Origin of the sequence: Aliiroseovarius sp. YM-037 (assembly GCF_048060095.1) — a bacterium.
In the GTDB taxonomy this organism is placed as follows: domain Bacteria; phylum Pseudomonadota; class Alphaproteobacteria; order Rhodobacterales; family Rhodobacteraceae; genus JBLUOA01.
Genome location: NZ_JBLUOA010000009.1, coordinates 1 through 14891, shown reverse-complemented (window position 1 = coordinate 14891; position 14891 = coordinate 1). Strand labels below are relative to the sequence as shown.

Annotated in this window: 11 protein-coding genes and 1 pseudogene; 1 reads left to right on the top strand and 11 read right to left on the bottom strand. The window is 61.3% G+C overall.

The window, feature by feature from the left end; translation table 11 throughout:
- Positions 1 to 469: 469 nt before the first annotated feature.
- The 7 genes from ACEWPJ_RS17810 to ACEWPJ_RS17780 all read right to left on the bottom strand — a co-directional run bounded on the left by ACEWPJ_RS17810 (position 470) and on the right by ACEWPJ_RS17780 (position 7558).
- Positions 470 to 676 (bottom strand): hypothetical protein, encoded by a 207-nt coding sequence (locus ACEWPJ_RS17810; RefSeq protein WP_007120662.1) that lies wholly within the window; start codon positions 674 to 676, stop codon positions 470 to 472.
- A 539-nt stretch (positions 677 to 1215) separates the two neighbouring features.
- Positions 1216 to 2145: a DUF2493 domain-containing protein gene (locus tag ACEWPJ_RS17805; protein WP_416514327.1), complete on the bottom strand. Its 930-nt coding sequence runs from the start codon at positions 2143 to 2145 to the stop codon at positions 1216 to 1218.
- Positions 2146 to 3010: 865 nt separating this feature from the next.
- Positions 3011 to 3862, bottom strand: coding sequence for an ATPase (locus ACEWPJ_RS17800; RefSeq protein ID WP_416514326.1), 852 nt, complete (start codon positions 3860 to 3862; stop codon positions 3011 to 3013).
- Complete coding sequence (gene metG / locus ACEWPJ_RS17795; RefSeq protein WP_416514325.1) at positions 3859 to 5481, bottom strand: methionine--tRNA ligase; 1623 nt, start codon at positions 5479 to 5481, stop codon at positions 3859 to 3861. Before metG ends, ACEWPJ_RS17800 begins: the two co-directional genes overlap by 4 nt.
- Before the next feature lie 109 nt (positions 5482 to 5590).
- On the bottom strand, positions 5591 to 6691 hold the full coding sequence (locus tag ACEWPJ_RS17790; RefSeq protein ID WP_416514324.1) for a methionine adenosyltransferase domain-containing protein: 1101 nt from the start codon (positions 6689 to 6691) through the stop codon (positions 5591 to 5593).
- Positions 6688 to 7005 carry a hypothetical protein gene (locus tag ACEWPJ_RS17785; RefSeq protein ID WP_416514323.1) on the bottom strand — a complete coding sequence of 106 codons (318 nt, stop codon included), beginning with the start codon at positions 7003 to 7005 and terminating at the stop codon, positions 6688 to 6690. Before ACEWPJ_RS17785 ends, ACEWPJ_RS17790 begins: the two co-directional genes overlap by 4 nt.
- The gene (locus ACEWPJ_RS17780) at positions 6998 to 7558 is read right to left on the bottom strand and encodes a GNAT family N-acetyltransferase (RefSeq protein WP_416514322.1); all 561 of its coding nucleotides are present in this window, start codon (positions 7556 to 7558) and stop codon (positions 6998 to 7000) included. The genes ACEWPJ_RS17785 and ACEWPJ_RS17780 overlap by 8 nt, the downstream gene beginning before the upstream one ends.
- A gap of 264 nt (positions 7559 to 7822) precedes the next feature.
- Between ACEWPJ_RS17780 and ACEWPJ_RS17775 the strand changes: the two genes are divergently transcribed.
- Positions 7823 to 11566: a hypothetical protein gene (locus ACEWPJ_RS17775; RefSeq protein ID WP_416514321.1), complete on the top strand. Its 3744-nt coding sequence runs from the start codon at positions 7823 to 7825 to the stop codon at positions 11564 to 11566.
- Positions 11567 to 11871: 305 nt separating this feature from the next.
- Here ACEWPJ_RS17775 and ACEWPJ_RS17770 read toward each other — a convergent pair whose 3' ends face one another.
- The 4 genes and pseudogenes from ACEWPJ_RS17770 to ACEWPJ_RS17755 form a co-directional block, all read right to left on the bottom strand.
- Entirely contained in the window at positions 11872 to 12600 is a 729-nt protein-coding gene (locus tag ACEWPJ_RS17770) for a DUF736 family protein (protein WP_416514320.1), read from the bottom strand.
- 124 nt (positions 12601 to 12724) lie between these two features.
- The gene (locus tag ACEWPJ_RS17765) at positions 12725 to 13027 is read right to left on the bottom strand and encodes a hypothetical protein (protein WP_416514319.1); all 303 of its coding nucleotides are present in this window, start codon (positions 13025 to 13027) and stop codon (positions 12725 to 12727) included.
- Positions 13028 to 13113: 86 nt separating this feature from the next.
- A pseudogene (locus tag ACEWPJ_RS17760) lies at positions 13114 to 14469 on the bottom strand (strawberry notch-like NTP hydrolase domain-containing protein); the annotation flags it as partial.
- A 103-nt stretch (positions 14470 to 14572) separates the two neighbouring features.
- The gene (locus ACEWPJ_RS17755) at positions 14573 to 14725 is read right to left on the bottom strand and encodes a hypothetical protein (protein ID WP_009820264.1); all 153 of its coding nucleotides are present in this window, start codon (positions 14723 to 14725) and stop codon (positions 14573 to 14575) included.
- Between the last annotated feature and the right edge of the window lie 166 nt (positions 14726 to 14891).

The following is a 14891-nucleotide window of genomic DNA, read 5'->3' as shown; positions in this document are numbered from 1 at the left end:
ACCTTACGATAATATATCATGCTGTCAATTATATACTTACGTCGCACTCAGGCTCAGGCAGCCTTGGTGTCCGCTTCACGCCGCGGCCCGCAGGGACGCGGCTCTGCCGCCCTCACCACCAGGCGATCCACCTGCCCTAGGGGTCCCGTCGACCAGCCGCGACCGAGGCTCTGGCCGAACACGCATGTGTTCGGACGGAACCGCGGGCGGGCGCAAACCCCACAGACAGGGCGGACAGGCAGGGTCAAGGAGGGCCAGATTTGGCTTGCCAAATCTCTGCCGCAAAAACCGGGAGGCCCTGGCCGATAGGTTTTTGTGGATGGCCCCCTTGAGGCTGACTGGCCGGTCTGTCGCGGCCTGATCATTCCGGGCGCAGTGCGTCCGTTGAACGCGCAGGGACCTGCATCCCTGGAACAGGGATCGGGCCGCCCCAAGATCGTCCTGGGGCGGCCCATCCTCGTCAGAGGATTTAGTCCTGGGGATCTTTCGCGCTCGGTGGGAACATCACCAGCTCCGAGACCGCGACCGGGAAGTCGAGCTTGAGGCTGAAGAACTCCGAGCCATCCCCATTGCGGGTGTTGCGGAACATCGCACCCACGCGCTGAAAACGGGTGCGCTCCTGGCCATCGGTATCGGTGAACTTGACGGGGACGGTAGCGACGTAGTGGTTGGTCATTTGGGTTACTCCTTGTTGCGATGGGGATCACCCGGCACGGGGGCAAGAGGCCCGGTCGCAAGCGCAAATGCGGAGGGTCCGCGGCTCCGCCGTGGAAGCCGTATTTGTGCTTGCCGAAGCGTGAGCTGAGGGCACGGACGGGCCGACCCCGTGCGATCCACATCAATGAGCAAAAAGGAGTGATCCGGATGACCCTTGCCATCACCCAGCCGCCACCATCCGCGTCCGCGTCCCGCCGAGCCTGGCCGGGGTGCTGACGGAGCCCGCCCGCGTGGATGCGATGTTCCGAAACACGCCCCGAGGGACGTGCAGCTCTTCAGCCTCAAGTGCGACGTCTCGATCTCTCGAGTCTTGTGCTGTTAAGGATGTGCGTGAGGTGCGCACCATCCCGAGCCCATACCGATGCGGATGGACCGCACTCTGACGGACCGGGTAGAGGGATAACGGTACTGGACGCCGCAGACTGCCGATCACGCGTGACCGATCGCACGCACCATGAGACATAACGAAAGGGCCGCGCCAAGCGCGACCCCCTCTCTTCAATCCTGCGCAGTCTTCTTCGCCGGGTCCGCAACCCGCATGACCGTCAGGCCTTTCGCTTCCGCCTTCTGCCCGAGGTTCAGCGCGACCCCGTTGCCGCCGAAGAGTACAACCCCCGTCGCCGCGAACTTGTCGTCCAGCATTTCGTCGTTGCACTTGAACGGCGCCGCCCGCCCATGCGCGGACCAGCGCGGATCGAAGCGGGCCTGCGCGACCCCGCGTGCCCGGGCCCACCGAGCCGCAATCATCTCCGCCCCGTGCTTGCCACCCTTGTGGCAGAGGAAGATCTCCTGATTGCGGTTCTGCTTGATCCGTTCGCGAACCTTGTCGAGCGTGTTGAAGATCACATCGACATCTGTCCAGTCGGTGGCGCCTGAGACGATCAGGGGCACCCCCTCGACTTTCGATTTCTCGGCAGTCTCGCGGTCGTGCTGCTCCAGGAGCTGCCGCGCCTCGAAGACCGCCCCGGTCTCTTGCGCCCGGACGCTTGCGCGCGAGCCGGCTGCCGGGATGAAGGCGTGACCGGTCTCGATCTCGTAGCATTCCGCCGCCGCCTCGCTCATCACCTCGATGGCGCTGACAATCTCGCGCAGCTGCACAAAGCGCGCCTGCGCCTCTTCGAGCGCGGTCTCGGCGATCTCCGATCCGTCGTGGGATTTTGCTAGCGCACCGATCTTGTCGGCGGTGCGGTCGACCTCCTTGCCAAGCGCCACCTTCCGGCGCTGCAGGATCGTCGCGAGCCCATGGGCCAGCGGTTCAATCTCTGCTTCAAGCCCGGTCCCGCGCAGCTGACCGAGCAAAGCCTCGAAGCTCTCGCGGATGATGTGGTCGGTCAGGATGTGATCTTCCGGGATCGGCAGCTGCGCGTCCTTCTCGGTCAGCCCGAAAAGTTCGATCGTCTCGTAGGTGTTTGCGGTGTCGTAAGCCATGTCTGGTCTCCAGTGTTCGGTTCCTAGGCCACCACGTGAGTGTGGGGGCATGGCCGAATGCCTGGTTTCCGAATCTGCCCGGGTCAGGGACGGCGCAGCCGCCGGCTTGCCGGGCGCAAAAGTTTTCCGCGCGCAGCACCCGACACATGCGCGCCCTCACCCACGGAACCGCCCCGCCGCAGGCGCCGCCCTCGCCGAAAAGTTTTGCGATCCTTGACGCGGGCTGATTTGGGGGCCATCCGGAGGATATGCTTCCGCGCTCATGTGTGTGTGTTTTGACGGTAGGTTTGCCCGACCCGAGCAGGCAAACGGCCCGACCGGACGCGGCAGACGGATGGAGCGGCGGGATCGTTTTGCACCGCAAAACAGACCAGAGCGCAATCCGGCGGAGCGGCCGGGGAGGAACGTGCTCGCGAGGCGGGCAAACCGGGGGCCTGGGCGCAACGCCGCGGTGAGGCCGCATGGCCGAATGCGCGACGGACCGAAGGGCCGTTCTCCCCTGCGACACGCGAAGCCGAGCTGGGGAGGCCGCAAGGCTTATGCCAAGGTTGATGTTCAGGCGACTACGCTGGCGACAGTACGTATTACTTATTCCGTCATTCGTCATGATGGACGGAGACCGGATTTTCGGATCGGTCGCAATTTGTCGGATGCTTTGGAAAAAATTTGACTTTCGAGTTTGGCGTGTCGCGTTAATGGTGCACAGACTCTGCGCATCCGATGAATTACTACATCTTTCGCCTTCAGGTTAATGATGTCCGAAACCGTTCTGGTTAGGCGGCCTAGCCTTGGCCGTTGCCCCAAAAAATAAAAAGACCGCCGCCCAGGCGATCTGGGCGGCGGCAACACGCGTGATGGCGCTACCTTAGGAGATATGGGCCCGAAGTACGTCTAGGATTCCCTGTTCACCGGAAGCCCTGGCCAGTTCTTCCGCCTTGATGCGATAACCCCAGCGGTCAGCAATCGCTTCATAGCGCGGACGGCGAAAGGCCATGAGGCGCTCGTATGCCCAGATCGCGAAAGCGTCGGGGTCGACGATGTCCCAGCTCTTGTCTTCGCCTAGGTAGTCGCGCTCACATTGCTCAAAGAACGCGTCCGAATAATAAATCGGTTTGGGCCGGTGCTTGAAGCGCGCGATCAGACGCTCTTCGTCTTCGGCCCCGGCTTCAAGATAAACAACGATATGCGTAGCGGCGAGATCGGACAAGATGGAATCGTTCGGATCCCAAGGGTCGACTACACTGCAAAAGCTGCCCGACGTATCGCACGTGAAACTTGGATAGCCATAGACTGTCTCAGAACGGCGCACGAAACTAGCGGTATCCTGCATCGCCGCCTGTTCCGCGTTGCGATGGATACGTTGGCGTTCGAGGAACTCTGCACGCGTCAGCCCTCCCTTCCTTGGATCGCCGATCTTGCCCAGATAGCCCGACATCACGTCCAGATTGTCGATGGCGAACTTGGCACGCAGAGTCAGCGCATCGACCAGAAGCAGGGGGCCAAGCACCGGATCCTGCATGGCGCGGGCACGTAGATCATCATCGATATGGCTGGCCAGATAGGCTTTGCCTAGCCGGTAATCGACGGAATAATGGTACCAGCGTCCGGTGTCTCGCAAAAGGCGCGAAAGGTGGGTTTTGCCAACGCCGCTCATCCCGATCAAGGCGATCCGCTTGCCGCTTAGGCGGTCGAAGGTCCTGCTATCTAGAGGTTTCATTGAACGGTCTCCTTTCCACTCTGGCTCTCACCAAGACAGCTCAGCGCAGCCGCATCGATCCGGTCGAACAGCCGGGGCGGTATAGTGATATTCTGGCCCGTAGGCGGTACCGCGAGTTCGTCCCAGCCCAGCTTGGACAGACCGAATACCGCCAAGCAGCGCCCGGCCAGGCCGGGGCAGATCGGCTGCATCAACGCCGCAATCAAGCGGAACTGAGCCAATGCCTGAGTGCAGATCGCACGCCTTTGGTCGGGGTCATCGACCGTCCATGGCGCTTCGCGATCGACATATTCATTGGTCAGATCCGCCAGCGACACGATACTGCGCACTGCCGCTGCCGTGTTCACCGACTCAAAACACGCCAGCGCTTCGCCCGCCAACACCAGCGCCTGGTCGAAAAGGTCAGAGTCAGGCAGGCTATCGCTCAGCAAGTTGTCCGACATGGCGATTATCGGGCGCAACCGGCTCGCAATGTTGGCAATCTTACCGACCAGATCTGAATTGACCTTCTCGGCCACACCCTCGGCATCAATGTTGAAATCGGTTATGCCATCACCCATCCGTGCCGCTATGGCATAACGCAACGCGTCTGCATCGAGCTGGTCAAGCAGCTGCGCTAGCGTGACCGAGTTGCCGCGTGATTTCGACATCTTATGCCCGCCCACAGTTACAAAACCGTGCGCATGGAGCCGATCCGGTAACTGGATATGCGCACCGCACAGCAGGGCTGGCCAGAACAGCCCGTGGAAATTGATGATGTCCTTGCCAATAAAATGCCGTGTCTCGGTGTCTTCGTCACTCCAGATATCGGCCCAGCTCTTTTTACTCTGCTGCTCTTGCAGATAGTGCTGAATCGCCGACAGATAACCAATGGGAGCATCTAGCCAAACATAGAAGAACAACCCCGGTTCGCCCGGAACCGGGATGCCGAAATAGGGGCCGCTGCGGGTGATGCACCAGTCGCGCAAGCCTTCATCCAACCATTCAAGAAGTTTCGCGCGCACCTCTTTCTGCACCGCGCCACTTGCAAGCCAAGCGCGGATCTCCGCAGCGAACGCCTCGATCTTGAAGAAGAGATGCTCGGCGTCTTGCACCTGCGGGCGCGCGCCGGTCAGGGTCGAAACCGGATCAACCAGCTGGATCGCGTCATAGGTCGCGCCGCATTCACAGGCATCTCCATACTGGTCCTTGCGCCCGCAATCGGGGCAGGTGCCGCGCACACGCCGGTCGTCGAGAAACCGCCCCGCCTGCGCGTCATACAGCTGCGGCACGGTTTTGCGCTGCAAATGCCCGCCCCGCTTCAACTCATCGAAGAAGGCAAAGGCAATCGCCTCGTTCTCGGTCGAATGGGTGCTGTGATAAGCATCGAACGAGATCTTGGCGCGGGCAAAATCGGCGCGGTGGCGGGCACCGACCTCCTGCAAAACGCGCTCGGGCGACTTGTTCTGCGAGGCGGCCAGAAGCTCAACCGCCGTACCGTGACAATCATCGGCGCAGACAAATATCACCTCCTGCCCCGCCAAGCGGCGGTAGCGGGCGAAGATATCGGCCTGGATCGCTTCGGAACCGTGGCCGATATGAAGATCACCATTGGCATAGGGGAGTGCGGTGGTCATCACCAACCGCGACTTTGCCGGAGGAGTATAGGAAAGGTTTTTCATGGTCTTGGTCCTTGTTTGGGGTTCGGGTCGCACCCCCGGAGCACGGCTGCCTCGGGGATGCGGCTGATCACTCGGCGTGTTCCCATGGGAACAGATCGCGGCCGTAATGGCCGAAACTGGCAGTGTCGCGGTAACGCCAGCCCTCGCGGCGCCACAGGCCCAGGCGGTCCTGGATGGCACGCGGCGACAGATCGGAGAAGCGGGCGCGCACCCAGTCGCTGACATCGTGCTTGCCGTCGATGATGGCGCTGACCGCTTCGGGCTGGAGCTGACCGATGCCATAGGCCAGCTTCACCGTGCAGTCGGTGCCGCCGCCCGGATGCGACGCCAGCACCTGACGGGCGATGAAGCGGGCCATATAGGCGGCGCTGCGGTCGACCTTGGTGGCGTCCTTACCGCTGAAGGCCCCGCCACCAACTGCTACCGAAGGACCGTAGGCATCGACCACGATCTTGCGGCCGGTCAGACCGCAATCAGCGTCCGCACCGCCTTCGATGAAGCTGCCCTTGTGGTTGATTTTCACCAGGCCCGGGGCGACATCGCCCAGACAGGGGTGGACCACCCGGTCGAGCACCTCGCGGCGCAACTCCTCGAGATCGACGCTGGCGCGGTGCTGCACCGACATGATGACGCTGATCACCTCGCCCGAAGGATCAAGCGCGACCTGCGACTTGGTGTCGAGACGGAGCCAGGGCAGCGTGCCGTCCGTAGCCAGATCATAGGCGCGCGTGATCAGCGCCCAAGCCTTCTCTGTCTCGGGCGGCAGCATCGAGCGGGTGCGGGTGGTGGCATAACCTTCCATAATGCCCTGATCGCCTGCCCCATCGACAGTTAACGCCGCGATCTCGCCCGCCTGCGGGCGGATCAGGTTGGTAACGCGCAGGTCGTCACGCAGGTCGTTGCCATAGGCGAAATAGACCTCGCGCACCGCCGCCTCGACTGCCTCGGCATCATACACGCCCTCCGGCGCGCTGATCTCGCCGCCGACAATGATGTCGGCACCGTTGATCATGACCTCGCAGGCCACACGCACGCTGCTGGGCGGATGGCCCGCCGCGACGGCGCGGTCCATCTTCGCATCCAGCACCGCATCTGACATCGCATCAGCCTGCTTGTCGGGATGGCCCTTGCCGACGGCCTCGGCCACGCTGGTTTGGTTCTTGATCATATCTCAGTTCCTTCTTTCTTGGGGTTGCTCAGGAGGGGGGTATGGGGCACCACAAGGCGCATCTGCCGCGCGGCCAGCGCCCCGGTCATCAAGGCGTTGATCCCGCAGAAGATCAGGATGGGCATGTGACCGCCGGCCAAGGCGTATAACACCCACAGGGCATTGCCTGTCGCCAGCGCCACGTTGCGCAGAACGATCCAGCGGCTAACCGGACCCGCCCGCCGCAAGGTCACGATCAGTTCGGGCGTGGTGCTGACGGCGCACAAGGCGCCCGCCGTCAGCCCAACCATGGTGATGGTCACAGGATCAACCATTGGCCTGCTCCGTTGCCGTCTTGGTGCCCAGCGCGAGGTACATGTGACGCTGGCGGAAGACGCCGCCCGGATCGGCGGTCAGCCACAGGTGACGATCGCGGTGGGTATGACCGATCGGCACGACCGACACCCCGGGCAGGAGCTTGAAGCCGCGGTTTTCATAGACCCGCAGCGCCGGGATCGGGAGGCCCGCATTGGTCAGGCGAATTTCCAAGCTGATGCCGGTCACACCGTGCGCGACGCAATCGCTGATCGCCTGATCGACGACCTTGCCACCAACGCCCAGCCCGCGATAGCCCGGCAGGGCGACAACCGAGAACAGCTCGGCTTCGTCGCCGTCGAACTTGGTCGCGGCAAAGCCCGCGATGGCCAGGGTCTTGCGGTCCTCGGCGATGTGCAGGTTGGCGTCGGCGTCCAGGAAGTCCTGCAGGTCGTTGACGTAAAGATTCGCGCCATCGGCGGTCTGGCTGACCTGCTCAAGCAGGCTGGCCACCGCCGCCGCAGCGATCGGGTTCTCCCGCGCACGGCTGCTGTAGAGGTAGATGTCCGGCATGTGATGCTCCGTTGCTGATGTTCGTGAACACCAACAACCGCAGCCGCCGCGTTATATGAAGAGACGAGAATTCACTCTCCGTAAGCCACAATCTACTTGTGGATAAATCCGGAGAAACAAGAAAACTGCGCCGGTAAATTAACTAGCTCGTTAGTTTTTAACTAACGCGTCGATTGTTTATTGACGCAAATTTCCGTGCCTATCTCTAGGCTCGCCGAAGGGCTAGGGCGATTCGCCCGATAAGGCAAGACAGGAGGTCGACCAATGGGCGCACCGCGCAACGCCGATCTTTTTTATAATCGTCCGACGCTGAATCAGGCGCTGGAAGCGCTCGAAGAGCACTGGCCGACATGCTGGAAGGGCGAGGCTGCGAACCTTAAGAAGCACAGCAAAAGCAATGACATAAGCCTGTGGTATGGTGGCGAGACCGAAGGCCGCGTCGGCGTCCGGGTGATGATGTTCGCGGCCCTGCTGATGTATCGCTATGCCGAGCCGTCGGAAGTCAAGCGTAGCGCCTTCGGCACCGTCAACGCATCCAGTCTGGACTGGATGGTAAATATCGAACCAGGTGAGAATCTTGGAGAGGCGCTGGCCTCTGGCGACAAGTCCACGGTCTTCGCGATGTTGCAACAGTTACTCAGACCGAACAACAAGGACACGCCGGGTTATGTGCAAAACTTTGATCGCTGGTGTTTCATCTTCACCGCGTGCAGAGCCCTGAAGGCACTGCAGGAGCGCACTGGCCAGCCGGTGCAAGACTGGCCGACGCTGGCCGAGGATACCGCCGCCCTCTATGACCAACTTGTCGCGGACAGGCCGCAAAACGCGACAGATGTTTTCCGCCATATCGAAGCGCGCTGGCTGACCGGGCAAGACTATGTCGCGCCAGAGGGCATTCAGCCCAAACCTATGGCAGCCGCCGCTGTTCAGCGCCGGGCTTTGCACTGCATTCCCAGCAAATTCACCGACTACCTATGGCCAAAGGGCAGGTTCCGCGAAGACGAAAACCCCCGGACGATGGCCAGCTTGGCCAGTCAGATCATCAAGCATGTGAAAACCACCGGCGCGTCAGCGCGGGTCATTCTGCTTTACGGAAACCAGAATGCGGGCAAATCGGGCTGTTTGGTTGAGCTCTTGCGTCAACTTCAGAACGAAGACCCGGACCGGCCGACCATCGCGCTCGATCTGGCCCGAGACCCCGAAGCGGCATCCCCCCTGCCGGTGTTCCTGATCAATGTGCAGGACCATAGCAATCAGGACCTGGTCGGGCGGGTGCTGGCCTTTTTGCAGACCCTGGACGGCGCTCGCACCAACGATAGAAAATCCACGCCGATCTCTTACGATCAGGCGCTTGCACGGATCGATGGTAACACCGTCTCGCCCGACGAGGGGGGCAGACTCGATGCGATGTATCGCGAGATCCACAAGCTGCACGAGCGCAATCCAGCCTTTTTCATCCTGACCAATTGGGAAGACCTGACCTGGAGCACCCCGCGCGCACAGCTGCGCGACCAATGCCGCCCCTCGCTCATCTCGTGGCTATTCAACAGTAATCCCGAAAGTCGCTTGCTGATCTCAACAACCAAACCGCCATCCAAGGCTGCAGCTCGGCGCTTGCCTGAGGCCAAAAGGGTCCGGCTGACGGACCCGCTCTTGGAAGATATCGGCAGGTATTTCCCCGGGATGAAAACGCCTGCCACTTATGACAAGACAATAAAGCGTGCGTGCGAAAACCTAAGCCGGGTGACCGTTCCCGGTGACATCCTGATCCTGCTCGCCGCAACCATGCAGCTTAGCATAGGTCACGATACCGCCGAGGAACGCGTCAAGAAGGCGATCACCGAACTGTCCAAGGTCAAGAAGAGTATCGAGGTTGGAACGGACACGGTGGGTGATCTTGTTCGAATCTTGGTCGAAATGCTGAACGAGCGCAACATGTTCCGGATCACCATGGCCATCGCCGCATCCGACGACGGCATGCGCCCGTCGACGCTCATGCAGTTGCTGAAGGAATGGGACCAGACCACCGGGCGCAAGCTGAAACGCCCGGCCGAGACGATCCGCGAAAGCCTGAAGGAAATGGAGAAGATTGCGCGGGGGTTCCTCCTGACACCCAAGGCCGGACGCCCAATCGACATGGCCGAATATGGCCCGCATCAACGCATCAACCCATCCGAACCGACCTGGGAAATGCACCAGACCTTGCGCGAGCTCATCTTGTCCAAGCTCAGTCACCCGGACCATTTCGACTGGGCCGACGAATACAATGTCATTATGCGCGAAGCCGCAGGCCAGGTGGCGCGGGTGGCCCATCAACGAGCACAGGAAAGGCGTACCCAGGCCACGCTGCGCTGCCGGGCGCCACAATGGCAAGGCATGCTGCGTGACATCCAGGCCTTCGAGGCTTTGTTGGCAAGCATCGATTTCGACCGTTTGATGGACCGCGAGGCGAATACGACGCTGATTGCAGAGAATCCGATGCTGCACCAAGCCCCGCCCAATGTTTTCGCTGCCGGCGAACGTCAGCACCCCGCTGTTGCCTTCCGCTTTGCCGTGCAATGCCTCCTGCAAGAACTTCTGGACAAGGACGGGCAGATGACGATGGTCTGGGATCAAGACCAGATGCGGGCGCATCTCTACATGCTTGTTTTCCAGCCCACTGGACAGTGGTATTTCCAGCGTATCGACACGCTGAAACAGCAGGACCTGCCGCGAACCCTGCAACCCTACCTGCTCGACATCTTTTCGCCCGAACAAATCATCGAGCTTCTTGAATCGCTTGCGATATCCGCACTGCACAGCCAATCGCCGAAAGTAGTTCATTGGGCCTGGAGCAGGTCCTTGGAGCTCATCGACAAGCTTGCACCTCTCAATGCCGGGGAGCCGCCAAGCGACCGGCGCAGGGCCTTGGTAAACCGCGCGATCCGCATCCTGTGCTCGGCCGTGGACATGGCAATTTTGCGGGGTCGGCCTTTAACCCGGTTCAAGTCGCAATTCGACGAGGATCAGGTTGGCCACAGCAAGACTTTGTCGCGCCTGCGCAACCACATGCGGCGCGAATATCCCGAATTGGCTGCAAACGATCCCGAGAAGGTCTCGACGGTGTTGAATTTGATCGAAGACGCAGGGAGGCAGCAGATTGATACAATTCAGGCCTGGCTGCGACTGCGCACACGCGAGGTCGAGCTGGTCGCCCTGACTCAGCCAATGGAGAACGCCCTGGATCTATTGGAAGAGATTCACCAGATCGAGGACGTGCTGGCCCGCGAGACACGGAACGGCACTGGTACGGTGGTTTCGGGCCGCCCTGCACGAACGGCACTTCGGTTGATGCTGCGAGGCGACCACCATTTCCGCGGTACCGACAATCGCAAGGGTCTGCGCTGGAGGAAGGCAGATGCGCGCATTAAGGGTATGTTGCACGCAAACACCTGCCGCTTGTCCCGATTTGGCGCCGGCGAACAGGTGGCGCTCCTTCTGGATCAGTCGCGATACCATTACGTGAACGGGGACCTCGATCGATCTTTTAGTTATGCGTGGAAGGCGCGCAGCGAATGCAAGGAAGGTCAGATCAGCTATGGCATGCAGATGCAGGCACTCAGCCATTTCGTGGCCATGGTGATCGAGGCCGATGAGGCCGATGAGGCCGAAAAAAACATTGGGCTTTTCTCCGGGCTCCAATGGAATTTCCGCGGAGAGTCGGAGCTGTTGGATATGGCCGAACAAGATGCAGATGCGGTCTATCAAACCGCCAAGTCGTTGGGGTATCAACCAACACAGGGCATCGCGCTGTATCTGCGCACCCGTGTTCGTTTGCGCTTGGCTTCGAAAGGCCTAGCGCCGACTATGGTCGAATGGGCGGACGGGCTGGTGGCGGATGTTTGCATGGTGCAGGAGATCATGACGAAATGCGATGATTATTCGTTCCGCGAAGATATTTTGAAAGTCGAAACCCTCGCGAAAAACCTTCTCCGCAATGCCGTAAACCGCAACATGGAAGCGGTATAGGACCAATAGAAATCACGTGGTTGGGGTTTAGTCGACCCATACGATACCCGCGCATGATACTTGATCATCCCGAGTCTCTTGTCTTGTTGCAACCTCTGCCTCGGCGTCGAAATTATCGAACTATGGATGGCCATCGGTATTCCCGCCAAACACCCGCCCTAACGCTGTCAATAGTATATTATCGTGTATCATTTGCAGAAGATCACAAGAAGCTGTCGTCCCTCTAAGAAACAAACACAGCAAAAGGGGAACCGTGATCCCACGGCTCCCCTTTGGGTTCAGATCGTCTCCCCCTCGCGCGCCGATTAGGCGACCAAGGAGAGCCCCGCGCCCGCGTCCTGCGGCTGCTCACCGCTGTCGATGAACGGGATGATCGAGAAGGTCTGCCCGCCGCGCTGCTCTTCGTTCTGCACGGCGTTCACGCGCAGGTCACCATCGGGCGTGTTGATCAGCAGCGACAGGTAGTCATTGCCCGTGCGGCTGCTTTTCGCCATCCAGGCCGAGCCGACGCGGATCGGTGTGCCCCGGGGCGAGCTGACCTCGATGCGGTAATCGGGGTGGGTCTCCTCGGATTTGTAGCTGTTCTCGATCAGCATGAACTCCAGATCGAACATCATGTTGGCGATGTAGCCGGTGAAGGCGTTGTCGGCGTCCATGGCGGTGAGCTCGCCCGAGATCGAGCCGGATCTCATCAGGCCGTTCGAGACCAGCGGGATGATCTCGAACGCCCCGCTCTGGGCCGCACGCGCCTCTTTCGTCTGCACCGCGTTGACCCGGAACGGGCCCAAGCCGACATCAATCTGCATCGAGATGTAGGGGTTGCCGCTGGTATTGCCGGTCTCGTTCCAGGCCGTGCCGATGCGCACCTTGCGGCCTGATTTGTTGACTGCCGTCACGTCGTAATCCGGGCTGCGTTCGGACATCTTGGCCCGCGCCTCCAACTGGATGGCGATGTCAAAGCGCGTCGAGTGGATCATGCCGGTGTACTGAGCGGCCGCGGTCTCGACATTGCGGGTGAGGGTTCCTGCGAACATGGGATGGTTCCTTTTGGATTGGCCGGTGTCTGACGTCCTTGCCAGCGCATCCGGGATTGCTTTCTCGACCCCTTGAGGGATCACAAATCAGAAAGCCTGCTTTCCTTTCAGCCCCGCCCACGGGTCAGAGCTGCCGTCCGAGTGGGAATGCCCCCGCGCCTCCGGGTGCTACGCCCCTCCCCTGCCGGTCTGGTCTTGATTGGCTGCCCGGATTTTCCGCGCTGTCCTCCAATCGCGCGATGAAGAACTCCGCCTCTTTTCCGTTCAACCGGTGCCCGCCCCGGTCGGTCAGACCGATGCAGCTACCATTCGGCACATAGGTGATGAGGTACTGACCGAGCCGGTCCTTGTGGACAACGTAGCCGGTATTGGCCCAGTGCACGGTCTGGCCGGCATCGACGGCCGCCTTGATTTCATCGAGTGTCATGCGACACCTCCTTACGAAGAATGGTGGGGAAACGACGCAAGAAGCCCGGTCGTCCAACCGGGCTTCCATGCAGCATTTGTTTGGCCAAACCGACCGGGCAGGTCGCGCCCATGGGCGTCATGCGCCATGATGATGGTTTCCAGCTGCGCCTCGGAGAGATGTCCCTCCTCGATCAACCGCGCGGGCAGGCGCAAGTCATCGCTGCCCGTGTTTGAGGGCATGGGCGGGGCAACCGAGGCCATGGAGATGCTTTCAACGAGCGGCGTGGGATGTTTCTGCGCACCCGCAATCCCGATCCGCTGCGGACGGTAGCGCGCATAGATGTCCGAGATCGGCGTGTTGTCGCGCGGGATATCAAGGCTCGTGAAAGTTAGCGGGACAACGGCATTGGCCCGGGGTTTGGAGGCGGCGACAGGCGCAGCGGCCGTCTTGCGCGGAGCAGAGGATGGAACGGCCGGCCGCCCGTTAGGGATCGCCGCCACCCTTTGGGCGGGGCGCGCCTCGGGCCGGGTTGCGGCCACTGCGTCGACAAAACGAAGGGCTTCATCCAAGTCCCTGACACTGGCGCGGATCATCTCGCCGTCCTCCCGCACCTTGTCGAAGACCATCAGCTGGGTTTCGACAGAGGTGCCGAGCTTGCGGTAGACCTGCCCCGGCATCGTCAGCGCCAATCGTGGCGTCAGGAGACCGCAGGCGCGGGACCAATGCGCGGCATCGCGTTCGGGCTTGAATCCCGGCGGCATGATCGCCACCAGCCGCCCACCGGGCGCGAGACGCTTCGCAGCCGCGATGAGATGTTTGGCGGCGATGTGTTTGTCACGCGACCGATCGACCGAGGAGGCGAAGGGCGGATTCATCACCACGACGTCGGGTAGAACCGGCGTTTGCAGCAGATCATCGATATGCTCGCCGTCATGGCCTGTGACCTCGCCGCCGAAAACCGCGCGCAGGAGGCGCTGGCGAAAGGGGTCGATCTCGTTGAGCAAAAGCGTGGCACCAGCCCGCGCGGCGAAAGCGGCCAGTGCACCGGTGCCAGCCGAGGGCTCCAGAACGGTCTCGCCCTTGCGGATCGCCGTGGCCTGCAAGACCAGCGCCGCAAATGGCAGCGGCGTGGAAAACTGCTGCAGCCGGATCTGCTGCTCGGAGCGGCGGGTTTCCGTCAGGAGCCGCGAGGCAAGCAGCCTTGCAGCGGCGATGTCACCTGCCGCGCCGTCCCCACGCAGCAGCACCTGAACAGCCGCGGCCTGCATCAGGTCATATGCCATGCGCCAGTCCCAGGCACCGCCGGCATCGCTGCCAAGAAACGTCTCGCGCATGACGCGCGCGAGCGCTGAGCTGCGCAGGGGTTGGTGGTGGATCTCTGTGCCGATAAGCGCTAGCGCAGAGGCGAGATCGGCTTCGGAGATTGCGAGAGCCGGGTTGGCCGTTCTGGGTTTGGACATGGGGATTTTCCTTTGGATCAGGGTCTGAGTTCCAAAGGACAAAAAGCCCGCTTTCGCTTTTCAGGGTGACGGGGGTCAGACCGCGCTGACCTCCAAGGCTTGGTCAGGACTTGGGTTCGACCTCCCGTTTCGCATCAATCAATGCCTGTGCGGCCTGCATCACCTGAACTTGAGATGTTCCCGTGCATTCCTCCTCCAGCGCGGCCTGCACCTTCGCGCGAAACCACGCGTCATACGAATTGACATCAGCCGCCACGGAAATGCTCCTCGAGCCCGATATCCAGCAGCTTGCCGAGGTCATCGGGCATGTCTGCAACGTGCACAGCAATTGGGAAACGGTGCCCCGTCAGGTCAGGCGCGCATTGCTCCTCTAGCCCGAGGTGCTGCCTATCCTTTTCCGCCTCAATCATTGTGCTTTCTCC

What these genes read in the sequence shown, in the direction of transcription:
- ACEWPJ_RS17810 (WP_007120662.1), bottom strand. Translation starts at nt 676, where the DNA reads ATGACCAACCACTACGTCGCTACCGTCCCCGTCAAGTTCACCGATACC.
- ACEWPJ_RS17805 (WP_416514327.1), bottom strand. Translation starts at nt 2,145, where the DNA reads ATGGCTTACGACACCGCAAACACCTACGAGACGATCGAACTTTTCGGG.
- ACEWPJ_RS17800 (WP_416514326.1), bottom strand. Translation starts at nt 3,862, where the DNA reads ATGAAACCTCTAGATAGCAGGACCTTCGACCGCCTAAGCGGCAAGCGG.
- ACEWPJ_RS17790 (WP_416514324.1), bottom strand. Translation starts at nt 6,691, where the DNA reads ATGATCAAGAACCAAACCAGCGTGGCCGAGGCCGTCGGCAAGGGCCAT.
- ACEWPJ_RS17785 (WP_416514323.1), bottom strand. Translation starts at nt 7,005, where the DNA reads ATGGTTGATCCTGTGACCATCACCATGGTTGGGCTGACGGCGGGCGCC.
- ACEWPJ_RS17780 (WP_416514322.1), bottom strand. Translation starts at nt 7,558, where the DNA reads ATGCCGGACATCTACCTCTACAGCAGCCGTGCGCGGGAGAACCCGATC.
- ACEWPJ_RS17775 (WP_416514321.1), top strand. Translation starts at nt 7,823, where the DNA reads ATGGGCGCACCGCGCAACGCCGATCTTTTTTATAATCGTCCGACGCTG.
- ACEWPJ_RS17770 (WP_416514320.1), bottom strand. Translation starts at nt 12,600, where the DNA reads ATGTTCGCAGGAACCCTCACCCGCAATGTCGAGACCGCGGCCGCTCAG.
- ACEWPJ_RS17765 (WP_416514319.1), bottom strand. Translation starts at nt 13,027, where the DNA reads ATGACACTCGATGAAATCAAGGCGGCCGTCGATGCCGGCCAGACCGTG.